We start from the raw sequence: 22,827 nt of genomic DNA, 5'->3' as shown, positions 1-22,827 counted from the left end.
CCTTATGGCTGGGCTTTTTCATTTCCCCTGCCACGCCTCGGGGCAAGGGCGGTCGCCTCCCGCGCCCGCCTCCCGATGCGTTCGTCCCTTGCCGTCGGGTCTTGCCGCCACAAGATGGCGCAGGCATACCCTCCATGGGGTACCACTCTGGTGCACTCTCGGCCATCCACTGATGACAGAAGAGTCATCCATATGATTTTTTCTATAAAAATTTAATGATACAGGCCTCGGCAGCGACTCAATTGGCTGGCACACCCCTTGCAATTCCTGAGATCAGGGACGTCACAAGGAGTTGCCTATGCTACCCATCAAGCCCCCCGGACCCGGTTGTTACGACGAGATGCTGCTCACCGACAACCAGTTTCGCGATCATTACCACGCCTACCTGTCGTGGCTGCACCAGACCGACGAGAAGAGCATAGAGCGCAAGCGTGAGGAGGCCGATCTGCTGTTTCGCCGGGTCGGCATCACCTTCAACGTCTACGGGGATGGGGACGGCGCCGAGCGCCTCATCCCGTTCGACAGCATTCCCCGCATCATTCCCGCCCGGGAGTGGCAACATCTGGACAAGGGGATCCGCCAGCGCGTCACCGCCCTCAATGCCTTCCTGCACGACATCTATCACGATCAGCGCATCCTGAAGGCGGGAGTGATCCCGGCCGCCCAGATCCTCACCAATGCCCAGTACCAGCCCTGCATGCAGGGGGTCGACCTGCACCGGGACACCTATGTCCACATCACCGGGGTAGACATCATCCGCAACCACGACGGTGACTACTATGTGCTGGAGGACAACCTGCGCACCCCCTCCGGGGTCTCCTACATGCTGGAGAACCGCAAGATGATGATGCGCCTCTTCCCGGAGCTGTTTCACAACCAGCCCATCGCGCCGGTGGAGCGCTACCCGGCCCTGTTGCTCCAGACCCTGCGCGAGAGCAGCCCGGTGGACAACCCCTGCGTGGTGGTGATGACCCCGGGGCGCTTCAACAGCGCCTACTTCGAGCACAGCTTCCTCGCCCAGCAGATGGGGGTAGAGCTGGTGGAGAGCGCGGATCTGGTGGTCAAGGATGGTCAGGTGCTGATGCGCACCACTACGGGGCTGAAAAGGGTGGATGTCATCTATCGCCGCATCGACGACGACTTCCTGGACCCCCTCGCCTTCAACCCGGACTCCCTCATCGGCGTGCCCGGACTGCTGTCGGTCTACCGCGCCGGCGGCGTGGTGCTGGCCAATGCCATCGGCACCGGGGTGGCGGATGACAAGTCCATCTACCCCTATGTGCCGGAGATGATCCGCTTCTATCTGGGGGAAGAGCCCATCCTCAACAACGTCCCCACCTGGCAGTGCCGCGAGCCGGCGGCCCTCTCCCACGTGCTGGCCAATCTGGAGGAGCTGGTGGTCAAGGAGGTCCATGGCGCCGGTGGCTACGGCATGCTCATCGGCCCCTGCGCCAGTCGCGAGGAGCTGGCCCGTTTTCGCGAGCTGCTCAAGGCTCGGCCGGACAACTACATCGCCCAGCCGACCCTCTCCCTCTCCACCTGCCCGACCTTCGTCGACGCCGGCATCGCCCCCCGCCACATCGACCTGCGCCCCTTCGTCCTCACGGGGCAGGAGCTGCGCCTGGTACCGGGCGGCCTGACCCGGGTCGCCCTCACCGAAGGCTCCCTGGTGGTCAACTCTTCCCAAGGCGGTGGCACCAAGGACACCTGGGTCATGGAGGGCAGCCCATGCTGAGCCGCACCGCAAGCGAACTTTACTGGATGTCCCGCCACCTGGAGCGGGCGGAGAACACGGCCCGCATGCTGGACGTCACCCAGACCATGTCGCTGATGCCCTCCATCGACGCCGATCATAGCGAGCTGGTGGCGCCCCTCACCATCAGCGGCACCCACGAGCCCTTCCTGGCCCGCTACGGCCAGGTGAACATGGAGAACCTGCTGCAATTCTTCTGCTTCGACGAGGAGAACCCGGTCAGCATCTTCAGCTGTCTGCGCATGGCCAGGGACAACGCCCACGCCGTGCGGGGCAAGATCCCCGGTGAGGTGTGGGAGAGCATCAACGCCGCCTGGATAGAGATCCGCCGGCGGCGCCAGGCGGGCCTCTCCAGCGGCCAGGCCCAGGAGTTCTTCGACTGGATCAAGGAGCGCTCCCACCAGTTTCGCGGCGCCACCTATGGCACCATCATGCGCGGTGACGTGCTCTGGTTCCTGCGCCTTGGCACCTTTATCGAGCGGGCCGACAACACGGCGCGCATCCTGACCGTGAAGTATCAGGTGATCCGGGAGGACGAGGACAGCGTGCGCGAGTTCTACCGCTGGAACGCCCTGTTGCGCTCGGTGGGCGCTTACGAGGCCCACCAGACCTTCTACAAGACGCTCTCCCACGCCTCCATCGCCGAGCTGCTGATCCTGCGCAATGAAGTGCCGCGCTCCCTGCGGGCCTGCCTCGACGAGATGGAGCTGATCCTGGCCCAGATCGAGGGCAACGCCGGTCAGACGCCACGGCGTCTCACCACCATACTCAACGCCCATCTGACCTATGGCACCATCGACGATGTCTTTGCCCTCGGCATGCAGGAGTACCTGAGTGATTTCCTCAGCGACATCGGCGCCATCGGCCAGAGCATCCACGCCGCCTACCTGGAGGTATTATGAGACTCATCATCGATCACCAGACCCGCTACCACTATGCCGACGTGGTGCGCCGCAGCACCCAGTACCTGCGCCTGACCCCCCACAGCACGGCCCGCCAGCAGATCCTCTCCTGGGAGCTGGAGCTGCCGGGGGAGGCCACCTGCACCACGGACGGTTACGGCAACATACTGCACGTGCTGAGCCTGGAGTCCCCCCACGAGGGGATCCTGATCCGCGCCCACGGGGAGGTGGAGATCCGCGACGACGCCCCGGAGGATGAAGAGAGCTCTCTCATCTCCCCCCTGAGCTACCTGAGGCCCACCGCCCTCACCCGCCCGACCCCGGCCCTGCAGGATCTCGCGAAGGCCTGCCTGCCAGAGGAGCCGACCCTGGCCGACTTGCAGAGCCTGATGGCACGCATCCTGGTGCTGATGCCCTATCAGCCCGGCAGCACGGACGCCACCTTCAGCGCCGACGAGGCCCTCGCCTCGGGCAGCGGCGTCTGCCAGGACCACACCCATGTCTTCCTGACTTGCTGCCGCCACGCCGGCCTGCCGGCCCGGTACGTGAGCGGTTACCTCTACAGCCAGGACAACAGCCACGTGGCGATGCACGCCTGGGCCGAGGTGTGGATTGAGGCGCGCTGGCACACCTTCGACGTCACCAATCTCACCAGCTCCACCAGCGAGCACCTGAAGCTCGCGGTCGGCATGGATTATCTGGATGCCTGTCCGGTGCGCGGCGTGCGCTATGGCGGCGGGTGCGAGCAGTTGCAGAGCCAGGCGCAGGTGACCCGCCTGGATGGACAGCAGCAATGAAGGCCGGGAGAGTCCTGGCGGGAGCGCGGTCATGACCTATTGCGTCGCCATGTGCCTGCAAGACGGCATGGTGTTTGCGTCCGATTCGCGCACCAATGCGGGGGTGGATCACATCGCCACCTTCCGCAAATTGCACCTCTTCACCGGGGAAGACAGGGTGCTGGTGCTGCAAAGCGCGGGCAATCTGGCCACCACCCAGAGCGTCATCAGCCTGCTGACACAGGGGCAGGAGCTCCTTGCCCTCCCCAGCCTCTACGAGGCTGCCGCCCTCATCGGCCAGACCATACGCACCGTCATCAGCCGGGATGGGGGTCAGCAGCAGGGCCATATCAACTTCGGCTGCAACATCCTGCTGGGGGGGCAGATCCGGGGGGAGCGCCACCGCCTGTTCCACATCTATCCGGAGGGCAACTTCATCGAGGCGAGCGCCGACACCCCCTACTTCCAGATTGGTGAGAGCAAGTACGGCAAACCCATCCTCGATCGCATCATTCACCATGAGACGCCGCTTCAGACCGCCCTGCAGTGCGCCCTCATCTCCATCGACTCGACCCTGCGCAGCAATCTGTCGGTGGGCTTGCCCCTGGACGCCCTGGTCTATGCCGAGGGAAGCTTCTCGGCGGCACACCTGCACCGCATCACCGAACAGAACCCCCACTTCGTGGCGCTGCGAAAGGCCTGGGGCGAGGGGTTGCAGCAGCTGTTTCGGGGCCTCCCCACCTTTCCCCTCTAGGCCGGGCGGGGAGCGCCCAGGCGCTTTCCCGCTCCTTTCTTTCCGGATATTCTGGCTGCCTTCCTTTTCGATGGAGTTTCCCATGCGCCGCTTCAACGTCATGCTCAACGGCAGCCGATTGATGATGTTCCCCTTCTATGTCTGCATCCTGATCTGTGTCGCCCTCCTGATGGTGAAGTTCGCCATGCAGCTCTATGTGCTGTGCCGCGACATCATCGACATCCACTACCTGGATCTCATCACTGGGGTACTCACCCTGGTGGACTTCGTACTGGTGGCCCAAATGCTGATCCTGGTGGCCATCTGCGGCTATGTGCAGTTCATCAAGACCCCGGAGCAGCGAGCGGCCCTCGGCGACAACTGGCTCAGCAAGATCAACTTCGCGTCCCTCAAGCTCATCGTCATCAACTCCCTGGTCACCATCGCCGGCATCGAGGTGCTCAAGGCCTTCCTCGACGACGGCACCGGCAACGAGACTGAGATGAAGTGGTCGGTCATCGTGTTTCTGGCCTTCTCCACCGCGGCACTTATCTATGCGGTGACCGAGCGGCTGGCGGAGCACAAATAGGGCCCGGCGCCATTCAGGGTCTATTCATCAAGAGCCGAATTGATAACTCTTTTCATTACCCTTACTGCATTGTAAACTTGCTCGCCCCGGGCTGAAGCGCCCGGGTGCTGGAGCACCCATGACGAGTCTTTCCCTCTCACCGCGACAATGCTGGCAATGGCTGGCCTATCACCATCAGGCGGCCGAGGGAGCCCTCTACCTGATGTTTTTCTCCGGTCTGCTGCTGTGGGAACCCCTGACGCCGACCTGGTCCCTGGCGCGCTGGAACCTGTTTTTGCACGTCGCCCTCTCGCTCACCCTGTTTCCCCTGCTGTTTGGCGCCTTCTGGCTCTCCCATCGCAGCCTGCTGCGCAAGAGCCGCAAGCCTTTTCTGCGCACCACGGGTCGCATCATCGAAGCCTTGCTGCTGGTCTGTCTGGCAAGCGGACTGGTGCTGGTGCTGCACGGCACCCCGGGGGATAGCCTCGGCAACCTTGCCAGCTGGGCCCACTGGCTGAGCGCGCTCGCGTTGACGCCCCTGGTGCTGCGCCACGCCTGGCGCTGGACCATACTGACATGGCGCACCTGATCTTATGTTGAAGTTGTTGTTATCCCTGATGTTCGCCACCCTGCTGCTGGGGACCGCCTCGGCCCAGGAGATGGGCACCGCCATGATTGCCTATGACGAGGGGAGTGCTCCGCGCCTAGTCACCGCCAACCAGAGCGCAGGCTCCGTCACCCTGCTTGAGCGTGATAGCGGCAAGCGACTCAAGGAGGTGCAGCTGGGAGGCGATCTGCGCCAGCTGGCTCGCGCAGACAACGGCACCCTGCTGGTGACCGACTACAGCGGCGATCGGTTGCTGCTGCTGGATGATGATCTCGACCTGGAAAAGGCGATCCCCACCGGCCATAGACCCTATGGCGTCATTTTCGACCCCAGGCGGCGCTGGTTCTGGGTCACGCTGTTCGAGGGGGGCCGCCTTCAGGCTTATGACAGCGCGGGCAACCTCCAGCTGGATGTCAAGACCGCCGAGACACCCCGCGGGCTGGCCCTGACCGACGACGATCGCCTGCTGCTCACCCACGCCATGACCGGCCAGCTCGCCATCTATGATCTCGCCAAACTGGGCAGCGGCGCCAAGGGTACCTCTCTGCTAGAGAGCGTCCTGCCCAAGCCCAGGCTCATCACCCTGGCGGAAACCCACAGCAACACCCCGAGCGACTCCCAGGGATTGCCGCGCCTGCTGGACGGCATCGCCCTCTCCCCCGATGGCAGAGAAGCCTGGCTGCCCCATGTGCTGTGGAGTTTCGACCACCCCTTCCAGTTTCAGAGCACCGTCTTCCCGGCTGTCTCCATCATCGATCTCGATGAAGAGAAGGAGCGGGTCGACGAGCGCAAGCAGCTCTTTTTGCAGATCAACCTGCCAAGCGTCGGCAACCGCAGCCAGATCGTCTCCAACCCCTTCGCGGCGCGCTTCGCCGCCGACGGCAAGCGGGTCTATCTGACCCTTGCGGGCTCGGAAGATCTGCTGGTGTTCGACCTCTCCCGCAGCGGCAAATCCAACAACAACCGCCACCGCCGCAAGAAGTTTCAGGGGGGCGCCAAGGCGACCCAGCTCCTTCGCCACCTGCCGGGCCAGAATCCGCGCGATCTGCTGATCGATGGCGACCACATCCTGGTGCACAACGCCATGGGGCAGGATCTCACCCGTCTCAATAGCGGCGGCAGCGGCCCCTTCGCCCGGGTCACGGTGGATGTGCCCCACTTCGCCAAACTGGTGGAGACGGATCCCCGCCCCGAGCCCCTCAAGCGCGGCGAGCGGCTGTTCAATCTGGGTAACACAGCTTCCAACTCACGTTTCCCCATGGCGGGGGACAACTGGATGAGCTGCAACTCCTGCCATCTGGACGGGTTCAACTTCACCAACCGTCATCTGATGGCGGCACATCGCCAGCAGAGCGGCGACAACGCCATCAACGGCCACGCCAACCTTGCCAACATGGTGGCGGGGGACTTTGTCGGCGAATACCTGCGCATGACCCAGCAGACCCAGGGCGGCATGGGCCACGACACCCGCGATGGCGCAGAACTGGTCGACCCCGCAAGGCCCCAGCCCGAGGTGAAGGCGATGATGGAGGACTTGCACGCCTTCATCACCGCCGATGGCAACCTCCCCTATCTTGCCAACTGGCTGCGGCTCGATGCCCCGCGCTCGGATCCCGCCAAGGCGCCGACCACTCACCCGAAAGAGTGGCTCAACTCCGCCTCCTGCCAGAACTGCCACAGCCAAGCGTTCCAGGACTGGAGCGAGAGCAACCACCGGCTGATGGGAAACTCCCACCCCTACTACAAGGTGGTGCAGGCGCTGGCCCGGGAGACCGAGGGCGAGGCCTTCGGCCAGTGGTGCCAGGGCTGTCACATGCCCCAGCAGGTGCTGAACGGCCAGACTGATCTGCCCAAGGGCTCCCACATGTTCGAGCAGGGCGGTGCCTCGCTCATTGCCGCCCATCAGAAAGGCGAACCCGTGGTGGAGGAAGGGACCGGCTGCGTGCTCTGCCATCGCATCACCAAGCTCGAGGATGCCGGCGGCAACAGCGCCTTCACCGTGAATCTGAAAGACCGCGAGAGCTATGTGTTCGAGGATGCCCCGGGGGGCAGCCTCCAGCACTGGCTGGCCGAGCGGCAGATCAACGCCCGCCCCGCCATGCACAAGGCATCCTACCAGAAGGATTTCTACCGGGACGCGGCCCTGTGCAAGTCCTGCCACAACGAGTTTGCCCCGGGCACCGGCGCCAATATCGTCAACACCTGGGGCGAGTGGGAAAACTCCAGCTTCGCCAAGGCGGAGGATCCCGCCAAGCGGCGCACCTGCATCGACTGCCATATGAACCCGGAGCCGGGCAACGGCGGCGCGCCGGTGGCGGGCCAGTCCACCGAAAACGGCACAGTGAAAGAACGGCTCTATCGCCACAACTTTACCGGCGCCCAGCATCAGCTGGTGGGGCTGAGAAGTGCAACGCTTGAGCAGGAGAGTCTGGAGCTCTTGCGCTCAAGCGCCACCCTCTCGGCCCGCATTGAAAACCAGAGCGGCCAGCCCGCGCTGGTGGTGCGGGTCGCCAACGTCGGCGCAGGCCACGCCCTGCCCACCGGGGTGGCCGATTTCCGTGAACTCTGGCTGGAGCTGACCGTCACCGACGCCAGCGGCAAGCTGGTGCTTGAAAGCGGCCAGCCGGTAGATGGCGCCGTGCCCGACGATGCGCGGCTGTTTCGCAAGGTGTTCGGCGACGCCGAGGGCAAGCCGGTGGGGCTCAAGTTCTGGCGCTATGCCAAACTGCTGGAAGATACCCGCATCCCGGCCGATGGCTGGCGCGATGAAGCCTGGCCGCTGCCGGCGGATGCCCAGGGGCCCTTCAAGGCCGATATCAGACTCAACTTCCGCACCTACCCCAAGTGGGTCAGTGATGCGGTGCGCGCCGCCGAACCGAGCTTGCCGGAGCCACCCATAGTGCAACTCAATCGGCTGCAACTGACCCTGCAGCCCCTCCCCGTTACGCCCGATACGGAGCCTCAATCCTGATGTTCGCAAGTTTTCTCATTACCCTGCGCGAGGGGCTGGAAGCCTTCCTGCTGGTCGGCATCTGCCTCTCCTACCTCGCCAAGCTGGGGGCGAGCCGCTACAACAAGCTCATCTATCTGGGGGTGGGGCTGGGACTGGTCGCCTCCCTTGTGGTCGCCTTCCTGTTCCAGGTGGTGGTGAGCCAGTTCGAGAGCGAGCGTTACAACCACCTCTTGATGGCGGGGATCCTGATGTTTGCCACCCTGGTGCTCACCTACATGGCTATCTGGATGCAGAAGCAGGCCAAGTCCCAGGTGGGGGCCATGACGGCGCGCATCGATGCCGCCATCGACGGTGGCAACCTGTTTGGTCTGGTGCTGCTCGCCTTCCTCGCTGTGATGCGCGAAGGCTTTGAAACCGTGCTCTTCTTCTCGGCCCTGGTCTACTCCGGGCAAGGGGTGGATCTGCACGAGGGGCTGGTGGGCGCACTGGCGGGACTGCTGGTCTCTGTGGTGCTGGTGTGGGGGCTGCTGCGCTCCACCCGCAAGGTGGCGCTGGCCCCCTTCTTCCGCTGGACAGGCCTGCTCATCATCATCATCGCCGCGGGGCTGCTGTCGTCCGCCGTCAACATGTTGCAGGCGGCGGACGTCATCACCTTCTGGACCACGCCTGTGTTCAACATCAGCCATGTGCTCGACGATCAGGGGGTCTTCGGCACCTTCCTGCGCGCCCTGTTTGGTTACAATGCCTCGCCGGCCGGCCTGCAGTTGCTGACCTGGGGCGCCTATCTGGCCATCTTCGTCACCCTCTGGCATCGCAGTTATCGCCCGCAGGGGAGCGCCGCCCCGGCCAGGGGCTGAGCCCGGGATCACACTCTGTTCGGGAGCCGCGCACAGGCGCGCTCCCCCAGCTATCACGCCGTTTCGGAACACTCATGAACGACAACAACAACAAGAAGCACATTGCGGTGCTGGGCGCCGGCCCTGCCGGTCTGATGGCCGCCTGGCGCCTGCGCCAGGCCGGTTTTACGGTCACCCTGTTCGAGCAGGAGCCGGTCGTCGGCGGCATGTGCGCCACCCAGACCTTCAAGGGGCGCGACGGCGAGTATCGCTTCGACTACGGCGGCCACCGCTTCATCACCAAGAACCCCGAGCTGCTCGCCTTTATCGACGAGCTGATGGGGGACGATCTGCTCCACGCAATGCGCAAGAGCGTGATCCGCTTTGGCGGGCGCACCTATGACTACCCCTTGAACCTGCCCAATTTGCTCAAGACGGCGCCGCTCGCCCTGATGGCCGGGGCGGTGAAGGATCTGCTGCTGTTGCCCTTTGCCAAGAAGCCCACCGATTTCGCCAAGGCGAGCTTTGCCGAGTGGATCCAGAGCCACTTTGGCCGCACCCTCTATCGCCAGTTCTTCGAGGGCTATACGGCGAAGCTCTGGGGCATCAACCCGGACAAGCTCTCCGCCGACTGGGCCGGCCAGCGCATCAGCCTGATCGATCTCAAGGACGTGGCGCGCCGACTGCTGCCAAGACGCAGCGGCAGCCTCTCGGTGCGCACCTATGCCCGCAAGTATCGCTACCCCAAGTACGGCTTCGGCCAGATCTTCACCACCCTGGGGGAGCGGCTGGTGGCAGAGGGGGCCCTGCTCAAGACCGGCGCCACCATCACCCGCCTCGAGCAGGTCGATGGCCGCATCGAACGGGTCTATTGGCAACAGGAGGGTATTGAACAGAGCGCCGCCTTCGATCAGGTGATCTCCACCCTGCCGCTGCCGCTCACCTGCCGGCATCTGGGCTTGCCGTGCGATCTGCACTACCGGTCGCTTCGCTTCGTCAATATGCCGCTCAAACAGGAGAACTTGTCGGACAACACCTGGCAGTACCTCTCCGACCCCCATATTCTGGCCACCCGTCTGCAGGAGCCGCGCCGGCGCAGCCCCTTTATGGCGCCCCAGGGGCAAACATCCGTGATGCTGGAGATCCCCTGCAATCCGGGGGGTGCCACCTGGCAGGCGCCGCTGGCCGAGCTGCGCGGTCGGGTCACCGCCGATCTCGCCAGCCTCGGCGTCGATACCCAGAAACTTGGCGATGAGACCTTCGAGGCTCGCAGCGAATACGCCTATCCGCTGATGGATCTCGGCTATCAGGCCCGCCGCAACGAAGCCATCCAAGCGCTGATGCCGATCACCAACCTCATCATGACCGGCCGTCAGGGGACATTTCGCTACATCTTCACCGACACCGCCATGGAGATGGGGATGATGGCCGCCGACATGGTGATCGACGGGGTGGACAGACGCCACGCCATTTTCAATCATCGCAACGAAAACACCGTGATCGAAACCCAGAGCGTGGCCTGAGGCCTACGCCGTAAGCCAACCCCCTCCCGGCCTCCCCCTTCGAAATGGGGAGGTGCTTTACCGACGTTGTCGGCAAGGCGATCTGCTCCCTCCCCTAACAAGGGGAGGGTCGGGGTGGGGTCCAACGGATCAGGACTGGCGCCATGCCGCCAGGACAAATCAACAAGGAGAACAGGATGACCATACGCCACGGCTTGATCGCCCTCGCGTTGCTGACGGGCCCGCTGCTGACCCTGAGCGGGCAGGCGCAGGCTTACTCCTACGCCGCCGCCGGCAAGGAGCCGCTGATCGACGCCCGCGAGGCGCTGCTTGGCGCCGCCACTGACGGCAAGGATGCCAGCACCACCTTGGGCGACATCGCCGAGGAGCTGACCTATCTGGAAGAGCACCACAAGGTGGAACTGCAAGCGCCCCTGGCGGCCGCCATCAAGGCCAAAGACGCCGCGGCGACCGCGGCCCTGCTCAACCGGGCCTACAAGGCCGAAATAGAGCGCCGCCTCGAGGGGGCCGGCCAGAACCTTGGCGACTACCAAACTGCCAAGGTGCTGGTGGTCAAGAGCAAGCGCTTCCTGGACCTCATCCTCCCCTCCCTCGGTGAAGGGGATCGCAAGGCCGCCGATCAGGCGCTGGCCAGGGTGCTGGATGCCATCGGCAACCCGGGGGTGTTCGGGGTGGGCGCCAAGCCTGCCGATCCGACCGCCTTCGCCGAGGCGGAAAAGGCGCTGATGGCCGTGCTGGCGCCGCTTTGATGACCTCTCATTGATGACGACGGCCCCCCTCATCCCCGACCCTTCTCCCGCAAGGGGGGAAGGGGGGCGTCACCACGGCCGATTGCGCTTCCCCATTCGCCCCTGCCTGCTGCTTCTGCTGCAAGGGGTCTGGCTCGGCTGGCTGCTGGCCTTCCCGGTGGCCCTCGATTCCGACGACGCCCTGAACTTCGCCCACGGGGTGGTGCGCTTCAGCGTGCTGGAGTTCTCTCCCCACTTTCCGGGCTACCCCGCCTTTATCTGGCTGGCGCGGCTGATCAATCTGCTGGTGGACGAGCCCGCCCGTGCGGTGCAGTGGGCAAGCCTCTTGGGGAGCAGTTTGCTGGCGCCGCTCACCGCCTTGCTGGCGGTCAGGCTGTGGCAACGGCCCAGCCTGCTGGCGCCGGTCTGGCTGCTGGTACTGGCCCTGCCGCTCACCCCGACGCTGGCGCTCTCCGGCCTCTCGGACGGGCCGGCGCTGGCCGCCTGGTTGGGGACACTGCTGGCTTTGCAACAGCGCAAGATAGCACTGGCGGGTCTGCTGCTGGGCCTCATGCTGGCGCTGCGTCCCTCCTATTTTGTGCTGGCCCTGCTGCCCCTTTGGCTCGGGATGGCGCAGAAGGGAACGCGCATCAGGTTTGTGCTTCCCATCGCGCTGGTGGGGCTAGCCTGCCTGCTGTTTGTCTGGCAGGCCGATGGCTGGGCCTATTTCAGCGAGGGGCGCCGCTTTACCGACGGTCACTTCACCCTGTGGGGCAACACGGCGGCGGCCCACGGCGATCGGCTGCTAAGCTGGACGAACACCTTCAACGATCAACTGACTCCGCTCTGGCCCCTGATGATGGGGGCCTTGCTGGTTCTACCGCTCTGGCAGCGCTCAAAAGGCAAGACTGCCGCCCTCTTCCCCTGCTGGTCCCTCTACTGGCTTGCCCTGCTGCTCTGGACCCTGTTTGGCCAGAACCCGGACAATCCCCGCCATCTGGCGCCCATTACCCTGTTCGGCCTTGTGCTGCTGGCGGGCAGGCTGCCACACCGGGGCGAGCGGCCGGCCATGGTGGGGGCTCTCTTGCTGCTGCTTTGCACCCTCACCCCGCCGGCCGCGCCGGCCATGACCCGGGCCACCAGGCTGGCCGAGCAGGCGTGCCCGGCCCTGGTGACCCAGTGGGGGGTGAGGCTGCTGCGCGAAACCACGGCATTGCCGGTCACCGACGGCTGGTACCAGGGGGATGCCAGGCTTGCGCTCACACGAGGGGCCTGTCGCCTCAGCCGCCGCCCTCTGGCGGCAGGGGATCTGCCCGGCCCTTATGACGCCGTCTGGTTTGCCCCCCGTTTTCACGCCGAGCCCGGCCTCTGGCTCGCCATCCCGCGTCCATAGCCCGCCGGGCGGCGCATCCTGGTGTCATCCGGCTCGACTACACTCACTGCGCATGGGAGAGGCGGGGAGAAGAGGCATGCAGGTAGGCAAGGAGTGGGGACTGGCAGCCCTGGTGCTGACACTGGCCAGCGCACTGCTGATGCTGCCGCTCTGGTTGCAGGGGGGCAGCCAGGGGCACGATCTGTTTCATCATCTCCTCTCCGGCCACTATTTTGCCCACCAGCTCTGGCAGGGGGAGCTCTATCCCCGCTGGCTGATGGCCATGAACGGCGGCTTCGGCAGTCCCACCTTCTTCTTCTATCCCCCGCTCCCCTACTACGCCAGCGCCCTGTTTGCCGGCCCGCTTGCCCCCGCCCAGCAGGCCGTCTACCCCCTGCTCGGCAGCGCCACCCTGGCGCTGCTGCTCTCCAGCATGTTTGCCTATCTGTGGCTGCGTGCCACCACTTCCCCTGGCCGGGCCCTGACGGTGAGCCTGCTCTACCTGATCCTGCCCTATCACGTCGCCATGGATCTCTATGCCCGCTTCGCCCTGGCGGAGTTCTGGGCCTTCGCCTGGGCCCCCCTCATCCTGCTTGGCCAGGATCTCGCCCATCGCGGCCGACGCAAGGGGCTCCCCCTGCTGATCCTGGGGCTGGCGCTGCTGGCCTTCTCCCACCTGCCCAGCCTGCTGCTGATGATGGGGCTGGTCAGCTTGCGCGCCCTCTGGTTCGCCTGGCGCACCCGTGCCCTGCGTCCCTGCTGGCTCGCCCTCTGCGCCCAGGGGCTGGCGCTCTGCATGGCGGCCACCCTGCTGCTGCCCGCCCTGGCGGATCAGGGAGCCATTTCCATGGAGCTGATGCGCGGCGGCATGTTCGACTATAGGCGCAACTTCCTCGACCGTTTGCCCTCGGGCTGGGGGGACTGGCGCTTTCGCGGCCACCTGGCGTGGCAGAGCGTGCTGACCATGGCCCTGCTGCTGCTCGCCTGGGCCGCCGCCCGGGAGCCACGTCACCCCGAGATCGCCTGCTGGGGGGCGATCGGGGTCGCCGCCTTCCTGATGATGCTGCCCCCGAGCCAACCGCTCTGGAGCCTGCTGCCCCCCCTGCAGCGGGTGCAGTTTCCCTGGCGGCTGAACCTTGTCCTTGCCCTCGCCACGGCCGCCGTGGTGGCCCTGAGCACCCCGTCCCATCGCCCCTGGCAGGGGCTCTGGTGGGGCCTGCTCCTGCTGACGCTTCTCTCCACCCTGGCCTACGTGCGCCACGCCCCCCTCACCCAGGCCCCCACCCGGACGGCCATGGCGTTCGAGTTAGACAGCAAGCGCAGCGCCCGGGAATACAGGCCGAGGCAGGTTCCGGGGGGCATGTTTGCCCCGACCCTGCTGGCCTGGAAGGAGGAGTTCCAGCCCCCGGTGAGCGCCGAGCCTCCGGGGGCCCGCTGGGAGCTGGATCGCTGGCAGCCCAGGGAGCTGGCCCTCAGGGTGACAGCCAGGGTGCCGACCCGGCTCGTCCTGCACCAGTACCATTACCCCGGCTGGCAGGCCTGGCTGGACGAGCGCCTGATGCTGACGGTGAGCGCCAATCCCCAGGGGCTGATGCAGGTCTGGGTACCGGCGGGCAGCCACAGCCTCACGCTGAGGCTTGCGGCCCGCTGGCCGGAGCGGGCGGGCAATGCCCTCTCGCTGCTCGGGTGGCTGGCCTGGCTCCTGCTGCTCTGCCGCCCCGCCCCCCGAGCGGCGCCTGGGCAGGATGAGCCTGCCCAAGCCCGCCAAAGCTGATAGACTGATCACCTGCTCCCTTGGCCTCTTGCCCACGACACGGATACTCTATGCCTCAAGCCAGCTCCCTCTCCCCCCGTTTTCTCTTCATTCTGCTCGGTGCCCTGGCGGGGCTGACCCCGCTCGCGGTGGACATGTACCTGCCCGCCATTCCGGCCATTGCCCGGGATCTGGCCACCAGCATCGACGGTGCCCAGCTCACCATCAGCGCCTTCCTCGGGGGCTTTGCCATCGGTCAGCTGTTCTACGGGCCGCTCGCCGACAGCTTCGGCAGAAAGCCGGTGATCCTGGCGGGCCTGACGATGTTTGCCGTGGCCTCCGTGGGCTGCGCCATGGCCGACTCTCTGCCCGAACTGCTCGCCTGGCGCATGCTGCAGGCCGCCGGCGGAGCGGCGGGATCCGTGGTGGTCAACGCCCTGCTGCGCGACCTTTTCGAGAAGGATGCGTTTTCCCGGGCCATGTCCTTCGTCATCCTGGTGATGACGCTCGCCCCCCTGGTAGCCCCCGTGGTGGGGGGCTACATCAGCGCTCACGCCGACTGGCGGGTGATCTTCTGGCTGCTGGTGGGGATCAGCCTGCTCATCTGCGTGGTGATGCAGTGGAAGATAGAGGAGACCCTCAAGCCCGAGCACAAGCAGCCCCTGCGGCTCGGCCAGGTGCTTGGCAACTACTGGGGCGTGCTCTCCCACCGCGGCGCCATGGGCTATGTGCTGTGCGGCGCCCTGTCGAGCTCGGGCATGTTCGCCTTCCTGAGCGCCTCCCCTTACGTCTATATCGAGTATTTCAAGGTGCCGACCGAGCACTACGGCTGGCTGTTCGGCCTCAACATCCTGCTGATGATGGTGGTCACCTTCGTCAACAGCCGCCTGGTGAAGGGGGTGGGCGCCGAGCGCATGCTGCAATACGGCCTGACGGTGCTGCCGCTGGCCGGGGCCCTGCTCATCTACAACGCCTGGAGCCAGACCGGGGGCCTGTGGGGCATCGTCATCCCGGTGGTGCTCTTCGTCGGTCACATCAGCCTGGTGGGGGCCAACGCCATGACCGGCCTGATGGGCCACTTCCCCCAGTCTGCGGGCACCGCCTCGGCGCTGGCGGGCACCCTGCGCTTCGGCATCGGTGCCCTGGTGGGCGTGCTGGTCAACCTCAATCCGCCCGAGTCCCCGCTGCCCATGGCCGTCGCCATCGCCGGCTGCGGTCTGGGCTCGGCGCTCTGCTACTGGCTGCTGACCGGCAAGCGCAGCGCCTGAGGCGGCGTCGCTGCAGTCCCAAAAAGGAGCCCCGTCCACGGACGGGGCTTCTTGCATGGAGGCGGGCTGACCTTCAGGGGGCCGGCGGCAACCCGCTGCGCACCAGGATCTCGCTCTCCAGCCCATCCAGGCTCACCTGGTTCTTCTTGCGCCAGTAGGCTGCGATCCCCTCCTGCCCCTGGCGGGTCGACCAATTGGCGAGATCCTCCCTGTCCCCCTGATAGTCAAACAGGGGCACCGACATGCCGCAGGAGGCCTGGACCCGTTCAATGTCCAGCAGGAAGATCTGGCGAGCCGCGACGCTTGGGGGAAAGCGTGCCAGCGCTGCCGCCCAGTCGCCGTCCCCCCGGTGCAGCACCCGCGCCCGGCCATAGGCCCGCAGAATAAGCGGCGCCCCCTCGAAGGCGCAGAACATCACCGTCATGCGCGGATTGTGCAGCACATGGGCCGCCGACTCGTTGCCGCTGCCGGTCAGATTGAGCCAGGACAGGGTGTTGGCATCGAGGACGCGCAGCGAGTCCCCGCCCTTGGGGGAGACGTTGACCGTGCCCTCGCCCGCCGCCGTGCCGACGAAGAAGATCTTCTGCGCCTCGATGAAGGCCATATGGCGCGGCGAGAGCCCCCCGAACAGTTGTCCCATCTTCCCTCCTCAAATCCCTCAGAACAGGGCGCTGTTGAGCCACAGATGCGCCCCTATGCCGACCATATAGCCAAGCAGTATGGCGGGCAACCACTTGAGGTGGCCGACGAAGGTATACATGCCCCTGGCCTGCCCCATCAGGGCCACCCCGGCGGCGGAGCCGATGGAGAGCAGGCTGCCCCCCACCCCGGTGGTCAGGGTCACCAGCAGCCACTGCCCCGTGCTCATCTGCGGCTCCATGGAGAGCACGGCATACATCACGGGGATATTGTCGATGAGGGAGGAGAGCAGGCCGATGGTGACGTTCGCCAGGGTCGGATCCCCCTGGTAAAGCAGCTGGGAGGCGAGCGCCAGATAGCCCATGAAACCGAGCCCGCCGACACACATCACCACCCCGTAGAAGAAGAGCAATGTGTCCCACTCCGCCTTGGCTATCTTGTTGAACACGTCGAACGGCACGATGGAGCCGAGGCGCAGCAACCGGGCCTCGTCACCGGTGCGCGCGTAGAGCGCCCGCTCCCGGGCCAGGGTGACGGGCTGTGTCTTGCGCAGGTAGAAGCCGAAGAACTGCAGGTAACCGAGCCCCGTCATCATGCCGAGCACGGGGGGCAGCGCCAGAAAATGATGGCAGGCGACGGCGGTCACTATGGTGAGGAGAAAGAGCAGCACTATGGTGAGGGCCCCGCGCCTGAGCACCAGGGCCTCTCCGGACATGGCGGGCACCAGGCGTGGCACCATCAGGCTCATCAGGCTGGCCGGCACCAGGAAGTTGAGCAGGGCGGGGAGGAAGAGCAGCAGAAACTGCGTGAAGGAGACCTTGCCCGCCTGCCACACCATCAGGGTGGTGATATCGCCAAAGGGGCTGAAGGCGCCGCCCGCATTGGCCGCCACCACTATGTTGATGCAGGCCAGGTTGATGAAGCGGCGCTCCCCGTTGGCCACGTTGAGCACCACGGAGCACATCAGCAGCGCCGTGGTGAGGTTGTCCACCACGGGGGAGATGAAAAAGGCGAGAAAACCGGTGAGCCAGAACAGAGTCCGCAGGCTGAAGCCCGCCTGCACCAGGCGCACCCGCAGCACGGCGAACAGCAGCCTGTCCTCCATGGCGTTCACATAGGTCATGGCCACCAGCAAAAAGAGCATCAGCTCGGCATACTCCAGCAGCGTCTGCCGAAAGCCCGCCTGCGCCAGCGGGCTCAGCCCCTGCCCCGCGTAGACCAGGCCGATGACTATCCAGATGATGCCGGCGGCCACCAGCACGGGCTTGGATTTGCGCAGCTTCAGGTACTCTTCGGCCATCACCAGGGCATAGGCCAGGGCGAAGAGGGCGAGGGCAAAGAGGCCGATGGCGGTGTGCGTCAGGTTGAGGGGGCCGCCTTCGGCGAAGGCGGGGGCACAGAACAGGGCCAACACGGGCAGGGGGGCGAGGCGCAGGAGTCCAGACATGGGTGCTTCTCTTGAGAACCGTCTGGCATTGAGGCTAGCAGCACAGAGGGAAGCCGCCCTCCCCCTGCCATCTGACCTGCCCAGGGCGGGCGCTCACATCAAGGGAGCGAGGCCCGGCACCGGGCCCCGTCGTCAGGGCGCCTTCTTGCCAAAGCCGGATTGCTTGAGGGTGTAGCCTGCGCTGTTTTGCCAGGCATCCAGGCCGCTTCGGTTGTTGCCCGCCACCAGGCTGGCGGCCAGGCTCGGGCTGTTGAACAGCTGATCGGCGGTGAAGACGAAGCCCCCTTCGGGGCGAGGGCTGAGTACCCCCTTGCCCAGGAGCTCCTGGCGCAGCTCGATCACCGCCTCGCGCAGGGAGGCGGCATCCTCGCCGTTGGCGGTGGAGCCCGCCTGCACCATGAAGCCGGGGTTCTGCCGCTTGCCCACCGGATAACCGTGAGCCTCGGCCCCCTTGCCGTTGAAGTGGTAGAGCTCGCGCTCCCCCGGCTTGTTGTCGGAGAGCGCCTTTTGCAGGGTCATCAGCTCGTTGTAGATATCGATGGGAACCACGGCAGCCTGCTTGACGCCCTTGCTGTCGACGATAAAACTGACTTGCTTGTGTAACATCCTTGCTCATCCTGTGACCCATGGAGGGCCCTATTCTAACCACCACAGGCGAGCGGGATCCAGCGAGGATCCTCATCCCTTTTGCAGGCGCGATCACTAACTGGCATAGTGACTGACATTGTGAAAGCCATTGACCATCAACCGGTTATCCCATGCTTAGCCTGCGCAACCTCAGTAAACGCTTCGCCAGCGGCGGCGAGACGCTCCCCCTGTTTGCGGGGCTGGATCTCCAGCTCGCCGCCGGGGAAACCTGCCTGCTGCTGGGGCAAAGCGGCTGTGGCAAGTCCACGCTGCTGAACCTCATCGCCGGCCTCATCGCCCCGGACGAGGGGGAGATCTGGCTGGGACAGACCCGTCTCGACACCCAGCCTGCGGACGAGCGGGCCCGGCTGCGCGGACGCCATTTCGGCATCGTCTATCAGGATTTCAACCTGCTGCCGACCCTGACCGTGGAGGAGAACCTGCGCCTGCCCCTGGAGATCAATCACCTGCCCCGGGACGACGCACGCCTCGATGCCCTGCTCGAGCGCCTTGGCATGAGCCACAAGCGCCACGCCTGGCCGGAGCAGCTCTCCGGCGGCCAGCGCCAGCGGGTGGCGCTGGCCCGGGCCCTCATGCACAGACCCCGGTGGCTGCTCGCTGACGAACCCACCGGGAGTCTCGACGAGCACAACGCCGAGCAGGTGATGGCCCTGATGATGGCGGCGGTGCGCGATACCGGCGCAGGCCTCCTGCTGGTGAGCCACAACCCGGGCTATGGCGCCCTGGCGGATCGGGTGCTGCGCCTGGAGGGGGGCCGGCTGGTCGAGATCAAGGGGCACCGCCATGAGTGACGCCCGCCGCCCGGGGGCGCCATGCTGCCGCTGAAGGCGCTGCTGCGCCTCTATCGCGCCCACCCCTGGCTACTGCTGATGAGCCTGGCCGGGCTCACCCTCGGGGTCACCCTGGTGGTGGCCATCGAGCTGCTCAACCACAGCGCCCGCACCAACTTCGTCGCCGCCCGCAGCCAGCTCGCCGGGGAGGCCAACTACCGGCTGGCGCCCCGGGGCGGGCTGGATGAGCGGCTCTACGTGCACCTGGTGCGAAGCCAGCCGGGCCTTGATGCCATGCCCGAGCTGCACGCCTGGCTCAAGGACGCGCAGGGGCGCAGCTTCCAGCTCCTGGGTATGGATCTCTTCAACCCCGGCCCCTTGCGCCGACTCTTTGGCGAGCAGCCGACACGCGAACCCGATTTTTCCTTAAGCCGCGCCGACAGCGTCTGGCTCGCGGCCCCCGAGGCCAGACGTCTCGACTGGCAGCCGGGCCAGTCGCGGACCTTTGTGCTGGGCGACGAGTCGAAGCGCCCCCTCACCCTCACCCTGGCGGGCACCTTCGAGCCCGGCGCCATCCCCATGGAGCGGCTGCTGGTGACCGACATCGGCCTCGCCCAGCCCCTGCTTGGCAAGGCCGGAAGGCTGGATCGCATCGTCTTCAAGCTGAGCGACGCGCAGGCCACTGCCTTGCAAAGTGCCTTGCAGGCCGCGCAGGGATCCGAGTTCCCCCATCAGCCGCTCTGGCTCGAACCCATCAGCCCGGCCCTCGATGTCAGCCAGCTCGGCGATGCCCTGGCGCTGAACCTTACGGCGCTCTCCCTGCTCGCCATGGCGGTGGGGCTCTTTCTGGTGTTCAACGCCCAGCGCTTCGTGCAGAGCGTGCGCCGCCCCCAGCTGGCCCAGCTCATCATCCTCGGCATGCCGCCGCGCCGGGTGCTTGGCTGGCTCATCCTGGAGCTTGTTATCCTCGCCACCCTCGGCATCCTGCTCGGGCTGCTGCTGGGAAGCCTGCTGGCCCTGACCCTGATGGGGCAGCTCACCCAGGCGCTGGCCGACCTCTACGGCCCCAACCCCATCGATATGCTGCGCCTCTCCCCGACCAGCCTCATCAAGGCGCTGCTGATAGGCCTGGCTGGCACCCTTGCCGCCAACCTCCCCGGCTGGTGGGCGCTGCTGCGCCAATCCCCCCTGGCGCTTCGGGAAGGAAACAGCCGCCCGCCGGCTCACCCCTGGCAACGCCGGGGGCTGGCCATCGCCATCCTGCTGCTGTGCGCCCTCTGCCTCTTGTTGCCGCAAACGGGGCTCGGCGGCGCCCTCTTCGTGGCCGGCGGCTGGCTGCTGGCCATGGCGCTCGCCCTGCCCGATGTGCTGCGCGCCGTGCTGGGACGGCTGAGATCCCGCCCCGGCGGCCCCCTTACCGCCCGGCTCGCGGTGGCCGAGACCCAATACCATCTGGATCGCACCGCCATCGCGGTGATGGCGCTGCAACTGGCCATCGCGGCGGCCATCGGCATCGGGGTCATGGTGTCGAGCTTTCGCTCGAGCGTGGAGATCTGGCTCGGCCAGCGTCTGGCCGCCGATCTCTATGTCAGCGCCCCCAGAGGGGTGGCGGGCAACCGCGGCGCCCTGGGCGAGCAGACTCTCAACACCATTCTTGCTGCGCCAGACGTGCGCGCCGCCTCCCGCCGCGCCGTGCATCCCGCCCGCTGGCAGGGGCAGCCCATCGAGTGGGCACAGATGGACTTTATCCCCGAGCTCAAAACCGCCTATCCGCTGCTGGCCGGGCGCTGGCCCGCCGCCCCCGACGAGGTGCTGGCGAGCGAACCGCTCACGGTGCGCCTAGGGGTCAGGGTGGGGCAGACACTCGAAGTCACCGGCGAACAGGGCCCAAGGGCACTCACCGTCACCGGTGTCTATCAGGATTACGGCAGCGACAAGGGGCAGATACTGCACGCCTTCGAGGACGGGGCCGTGCAATCCCTCGCCCTCTTCAGCACGGACCCCGAGGGCCTGAGCGATCGGCTGCGTGCCCGTTTTGGCGAGCGGGTGAGCCTCTTGCCCGCCCCCGCCATCCACGCCGCAGCCCTTAAGGTGTTCGACCAGACCTTTGTGGTGACCGAGCTGCTGAAATTGCTGATCCTGGGGATCGCCTTCGTCGGCATCGGCTCGGCCTTTATGGTGCTGGGGCTGGCCCGGCGCGGCGAGTTGCAGACCCTGCAGAGCCTTGGCCTGAGCCCCCGCCACTGCCGCCGGTTACTGGTGTGGCAGGGGGCGGGATTGGGGCTGCTCACCGCGCTGTTGGCCCTGCCGGTGGGCTATGGCCTTGCCTGGGTGCTCATCGAGGTGGTCAACCCCCGCGCCTTCGGCTGGCGGCTGGCCTTCGAGGCCGCCCCCTTGCACGCCGTCACGGCGCTCCTGCTCGCTCCCGTCTTTGGCGCGTTCGCCTCCTGGTACGCCGCAAGGAGAGTGGTATGAAAACATTCAACATCTGCTCGCTGGCGCTGATCTGCACCCTGTATGGCACCGGGATCAGTGCCAACGATCTGGGCGCCATCCTGGGTGGCAGCAGCGATCACTTCAAAAAGGCCCTGCCGGGTCAGTCCATCCGCCTGCCCGCGGATCACGGCGCCCACCCCGACTACCGCTCCGAGTGGTGGTATCTCACCGGCAACCTGAAAGACGAGCAGGGACGCGGCTACGGCATGCAGTGGACCCTGTTCAGGCAAGGCATCGAGCAGGAGATAAAATCCGACAACCCCTGGCTCACACCCCAGCTCTGGCTGGCCCAGTTCGCCATCACGGATGTGAGCAAAGGCAGCCACCAGCAGGACGAGCGCACCAGCCGCCAGGGGCCGGGCCTCGCCGGTGCCAGCGGCGGTGAGTATTGGCTGAAAGAGTGGGTGCTGGCCTCCCAAGGGGAAGCGCTCTTTCCCGCCACCCTCAAGGTGCAAAGCAAGGCGGGAGATCTTGATGTGAAGGTGAGCGCCGCCAAGCCGGCGGTGCTACAGGGCAAACAGGGTTACAGCGAGAAGAGCCCGGGCAACGCCTCCTTCTACTACTCCTACCCGCGCCTGACCATAACCGGCACCCTGACCCTGGATGGGGAGACCCGCAACGTCAGCGGTGAGGGTTGGTTTGATCACGAGTGGAGCAGCTCGGTATTGGCCGAGTGGCAATCGGGCTGGGACTGGTTTTCGCTGCAATTTGACGATGGCCGCGAGCTGATGCTGTTTCGCCTGCGCACCAAATCGGGCCGCACTGAGCCGGAGAACCGCTACGGCATCCTGATCGAGCGGGACGGCAGCAGCCGGGTGCTGAACCCAGAGCAGATCCACCTCACCCCCGGCAAGACCTGGCGCGGCCCCAAGGGGCAGCCCTACCCCATCGAGTGGCAGCTGGCAGCCGCCGATTTGAATCTCGTCATCAAGGCCCGCCAACCCAATCAGGCCATGACGGGGCGTTTTGACTACTGGGAAGGGGCGGTCTCCGTCTCGGGAGACGCCAAGGGCGTCGGTTATCTGGAGATGACGGGGTATTGAACCCAAGGCCTC

The 22,827-nt window shown here is 65.9% G+C and carries 19 protein-coding genes; 16 read left to right on the top strand and 3 right to left on the bottom strand.

Going from position 1 to position 22,827, the window contains the following annotated elements:
- Positions 1-298: 298 nt before the first annotated feature.
- The 13 genes from I6L39_RS14550 (at position 299) to I6L39_RS14490 (ending at position 15,772) form a co-directional block, all read left to right on the top strand.
- Positions 299-1,735: a circularly permuted type 2 ATP-grasp protein gene (locus I6L39_RS14550; RefSeq protein ID WP_216990046.1), complete on the top strand. Its 1,437-nt coding sequence runs from the start codon at positions 299-301 to the stop codon at positions 1,733-1,735.
- On the top strand, positions 1,729-2,655 hold the full coding sequence (locus I6L39_RS14545; protein ID WP_216990045.1) for an alpha-E domain-containing protein: 927 nt from the start codon (positions 1,729-1,731) through the stop codon (positions 2,653-2,655). Before I6L39_RS14550 ends, I6L39_RS14545 begins: the two co-directional genes overlap by 7 nt.
- Positions 2,652-3,452 carry a transglutaminase family protein gene (locus tag I6L39_RS14540; protein ID WP_043155628.1) on the top strand — a complete coding sequence of 267 codons (801 nt, stop codon included), beginning with the start codon at positions 2,652-2,654 and terminating at the stop codon, positions 3,450-3,452. Before I6L39_RS14545 ends, I6L39_RS14540 begins: the two co-directional genes overlap by 4 nt.
- Positions 3,453-3,483: 31 nt before the next feature.
- Positions 3,484-4,185, top strand: a complete 702-nt coding sequence (locus I6L39_RS14535; RefSeq protein ID WP_209791770.1) for a peptidase — start codon at positions 3,484-3,486, stop codon at positions 4,183-4,185.
- 82 nt (positions 4,186-4,267) lie between these two features.
- Positions 4,268-4,753, top strand: a complete 486-nt coding sequence (locus I6L39_RS14530) for a YqhA family protein (protein WP_216990044.1) — start codon at positions 4,268-4,270, stop codon at positions 4,751-4,753.
- A gap of 118 nt (positions 4,754-4,871) precedes the next feature.
- Positions 4,872-5,321 carry a hypothetical protein gene (locus I6L39_RS14525; protein WP_045525119.1) on the top strand — a complete coding sequence of 150 codons (450 nt, stop codon included), beginning with the start codon at positions 4,872-4,874 and terminating at the stop codon, positions 5,319-5,321.
- A gap of 4 nt (positions 5,322-5,325) precedes the next feature.
- Entirely contained in the window at positions 5,326-8,310 is a 2,985-nt protein-coding gene (locus I6L39_RS14520) for a YncE family protein (RefSeq protein ID WP_216990043.1), read from the top strand.
- The gene (locus I6L39_RS14515) at positions 8,310-9,149 is read left to right on the top strand and encodes an FTR1 family protein (protein ID WP_216990042.1); all 840 of its coding nucleotides are present in this window, start codon (positions 8,310-8,312) and stop codon (positions 9,147-9,149) included. The genes I6L39_RS14520 and I6L39_RS14515 overlap by 1 nt, the downstream gene beginning before the upstream one ends.
- 74 nt (positions 9,150-9,223) lie before the next feature.
- Positions 9,224-10,651: an FAD-dependent oxidoreductase gene (locus I6L39_RS14510; protein ID WP_216990041.1), complete on the top strand. Its 1,428-nt coding sequence runs from the start codon at positions 9,224-9,226 to the stop codon at positions 10,649-10,651.
- A 176-nt stretch (positions 10,652-10,827) separates the two neighbouring features.
- On the top strand, positions 10,828-11,400 hold the full coding sequence (locus I6L39_RS14505; protein WP_216991808.1) for a hypothetical protein: 573 nt from the start codon (positions 10,828-10,830) through the stop codon (positions 11,398-11,400).
- Positions 11,401-11,506: 106 nt separating this feature from the next.
- Positions 11,507-12,772: a hypothetical protein gene (locus I6L39_RS14500; protein WP_216991807.1), complete on the top strand. Its 1,266-nt coding sequence runs from the start codon at positions 11,507-11,509 to the stop codon at positions 12,770-12,772.
- Positions 12,773-12,848: 76 nt separating this feature from the next.
- The gene (locus tag I6L39_RS14495) at positions 12,849-14,525 is read left to right on the top strand and encodes a hypothetical protein (protein ID WP_216990040.1); all 1,677 of its coding nucleotides are present in this window, start codon (positions 12,849-12,851) and stop codon (positions 14,523-14,525) included.
- A gap of 50 nt (positions 14,526-14,575) precedes the next feature.
- Entirely contained in the window at positions 14,576-15,772 is a 1,197-nt protein-coding gene (locus I6L39_RS14490) for a Bcr/CflA family multidrug efflux MFS transporter (RefSeq protein WP_216990039.1), read from the top strand.
- A 73-nt stretch (positions 15,773-15,845) separates the two neighbouring features.
- On the opposite strand, the gene I6L39_RS14485 is transcribed toward I6L39_RS14490, so the two are convergent.
- The 3 genes from I6L39_RS14485 to I6L39_RS14475 form a co-directional block, all read right to left on the bottom strand.
- Positions 15,846-16,412, bottom strand: coding sequence for a pyridoxamine 5'-phosphate oxidase family protein (locus tag I6L39_RS14485; RefSeq protein WP_216990038.1), 567 nt, complete (start codon positions 16,410-16,412; stop codon positions 15,846-15,848).
- 18 nt (positions 16,413-16,430) lie between these two features.
- Positions 16,431-17,858, bottom strand: a complete 1,428-nt coding sequence (nhaD, locus tag I6L39_RS14480; RefSeq protein WP_216990037.1) for a sodium:proton antiporter NhaD — start codon at positions 17,856-17,858, stop codon at positions 16,431-16,433.
- Positions 17,859-17,990: 132 nt separating this feature from the next.
- Positions 17,991-18,464 carry a DUF4357 domain-containing protein gene (locus I6L39_RS14475; protein ID WP_209791760.1) on the bottom strand — a complete coding sequence of 158 codons (474 nt, stop codon included), beginning with the start codon at positions 18,462-18,464 and terminating at the stop codon, positions 17,991-17,993.
- Between the two features lie 152 nt (positions 18,465-18,616).
- Here I6L39_RS14475 and I6L39_RS14470 point away from each other — a divergent pair, with 152 nt between their 5' ends.
- The 3 genes from I6L39_RS14470 to I6L39_RS14460 are packed head-to-tail and all read left to right on the top strand — an operon-like array spanning position 18,617 to position 22,815.
- Complete coding sequence (locus I6L39_RS14470; RefSeq protein ID WP_209791758.1) at positions 18,617-19,297, top strand: ABC transporter ATP-binding protein; 681 nt, start codon at positions 18,617-18,619, stop codon at positions 19,295-19,297.
- Positions 19,298-19,318: 21 nt separating this feature from the next.
- Positions 19,319-21,751 carry an FtsX-like permease family protein gene (locus tag I6L39_RS14465; RefSeq protein WP_216990036.1) on the top strand — a complete coding sequence of 811 codons (2,433 nt, stop codon included), beginning with the start codon at positions 19,319-19,321 and terminating at the stop codon, positions 21,749-21,751.
- Positions 21,748-22,815 (top strand): lipocalin-like domain-containing protein, encoded by a 1,068-nt coding sequence (locus I6L39_RS14460; RefSeq protein ID WP_216990035.1) that lies wholly within the window; start codon positions 21,748-21,750, stop codon positions 22,813-22,815. The genes I6L39_RS14465 and I6L39_RS14460 overlap by 4 nt, the downstream gene beginning before the upstream one ends.
- Positions 22,816-22,827: the final 12 nt, after the last annotated feature.

It is taken from the genome of Aeromonas sp. FDAARGOS 1409 (assembly GCF_019048705.1).
In the GTDB taxonomy this organism is placed as follows: Bacteria; Pseudomonadota; Gammaproteobacteria; order Enterobacterales; family Aeromonadaceae; genus Aeromonas; species Aeromonas sanarellii.
This window is presented reverse-complemented; position numbering and strand designations above follow the sequence as displayed.

Bases quoted from the DNA above. Each gene is read 5' to 3' on its own strand.
- I6L39_RS14550 (WP_216990046.1), top strand. From the start codon at position 299: ATGCTACCCATCAAGCCCCCCGGACCCGGTTGTTACGACGAGATGCTG.
- I6L39_RS14545 (WP_216990045.1), top strand. From the start codon at position 1,729: ATGCTGAGCCGCACCGCAAGCGAACTTTACTGGATGTCCCGCCACCTG.
- I6L39_RS14540 (WP_043155628.1), top strand. From the start codon at position 2,652: ATGAGACTCATCATCGATCACCAGACCCGCTACCACTATGCCGACGTG.
- I6L39_RS14535 (WP_209791770.1), top strand. From the start codon at position 3,484: ATGACCTATTGCGTCGCCATGTGCCTGCAAGACGGCATGGTGTTTGCG.
- I6L39_RS14530 (WP_216990044.1), top strand. From the start codon at position 4,268: ATGCGCCGCTTCAACGTCATGCTCAACGGCAGCCGATTGATGATGTTC.
- I6L39_RS14525 (WP_045525119.1), top strand. From the start codon at position 4,872: ATGACGAGTCTTTCCCTCTCACCGCGACAATGCTGGCAATGGCTGGCC.
- I6L39_RS14520 (WP_216990043.1), top strand. From the start codon at position 5,326: ATGTTGAAGTTGTTGTTATCCCTGATGTTCGCCACCCTGCTGCTGGGG.
- I6L39_RS14515 (WP_216990042.1), top strand. From the start codon at position 8,310: ATGTTCGCAAGTTTTCTCATTACCCTGCGCGAGGGGCTGGAAGCCTTC.
- I6L39_RS14510 (WP_216990041.1), top strand. From the start codon at position 9,224: ATGAACGACAACAACAACAAGAAGCACATTGCGGTGCTGGGCGCCGGC.
- I6L39_RS14505 (WP_216991808.1), top strand. From the start codon at position 10,828: ATGACCATACGCCACGGCTTGATCGCCCTCGCGTTGCTGACGGGCCCG.
- I6L39_RS14495 (WP_216990040.1), top strand. From the start codon at position 12,849: ATGCAGGTAGGCAAGGAGTGGGGACTGGCAGCCCTGGTGCTGACACTG.
- I6L39_RS14490 (WP_216990039.1), top strand. From the start codon at position 14,576: ATGCCTCAAGCCAGCTCCCTCTCCCCCCGTTTTCTCTTCATTCTGCTC.
- I6L39_RS14485 (WP_216990038.1), bottom strand. From the start codon at position 16,412: ATGGGACAACTGTTCGGGGGGCTCTCGCCGCGCCATATGGCCTTCATC.
- nhaD (WP_216990037.1), bottom strand. From the start codon at position 17,858: ATGTCTGGACTCCTGCGCCTCGCCCCCCTGCCCGTGTTGGCCCTGTTC.
- I6L39_RS14475 (WP_209791760.1), bottom strand. From the start codon at position 18,464: ATGTTACACAAGCAAGTCAGTTTTATCGTCGACAGCAAGGGCGTCAAG.
- I6L39_RS14470 (WP_209791758.1), top strand. From the start codon at position 18,617: ATGCTTAGCCTGCGCAACCTCAGTAAACGCTTCGCCAGCGGCGGCGAG.
- I6L39_RS14465 (WP_216990036.1), top strand. From the start codon at position 19,319: ATGCTGCCGCTGAAGGCGCTGCTGCGCCTCTATCGCGCCCACCCCTGG.
- I6L39_RS14460 (WP_216990035.1), top strand. From the start codon at position 21,748: ATGAAAACATTCAACATCTGCTCGCTGGCGCTGATCTGCACCCTGTAT.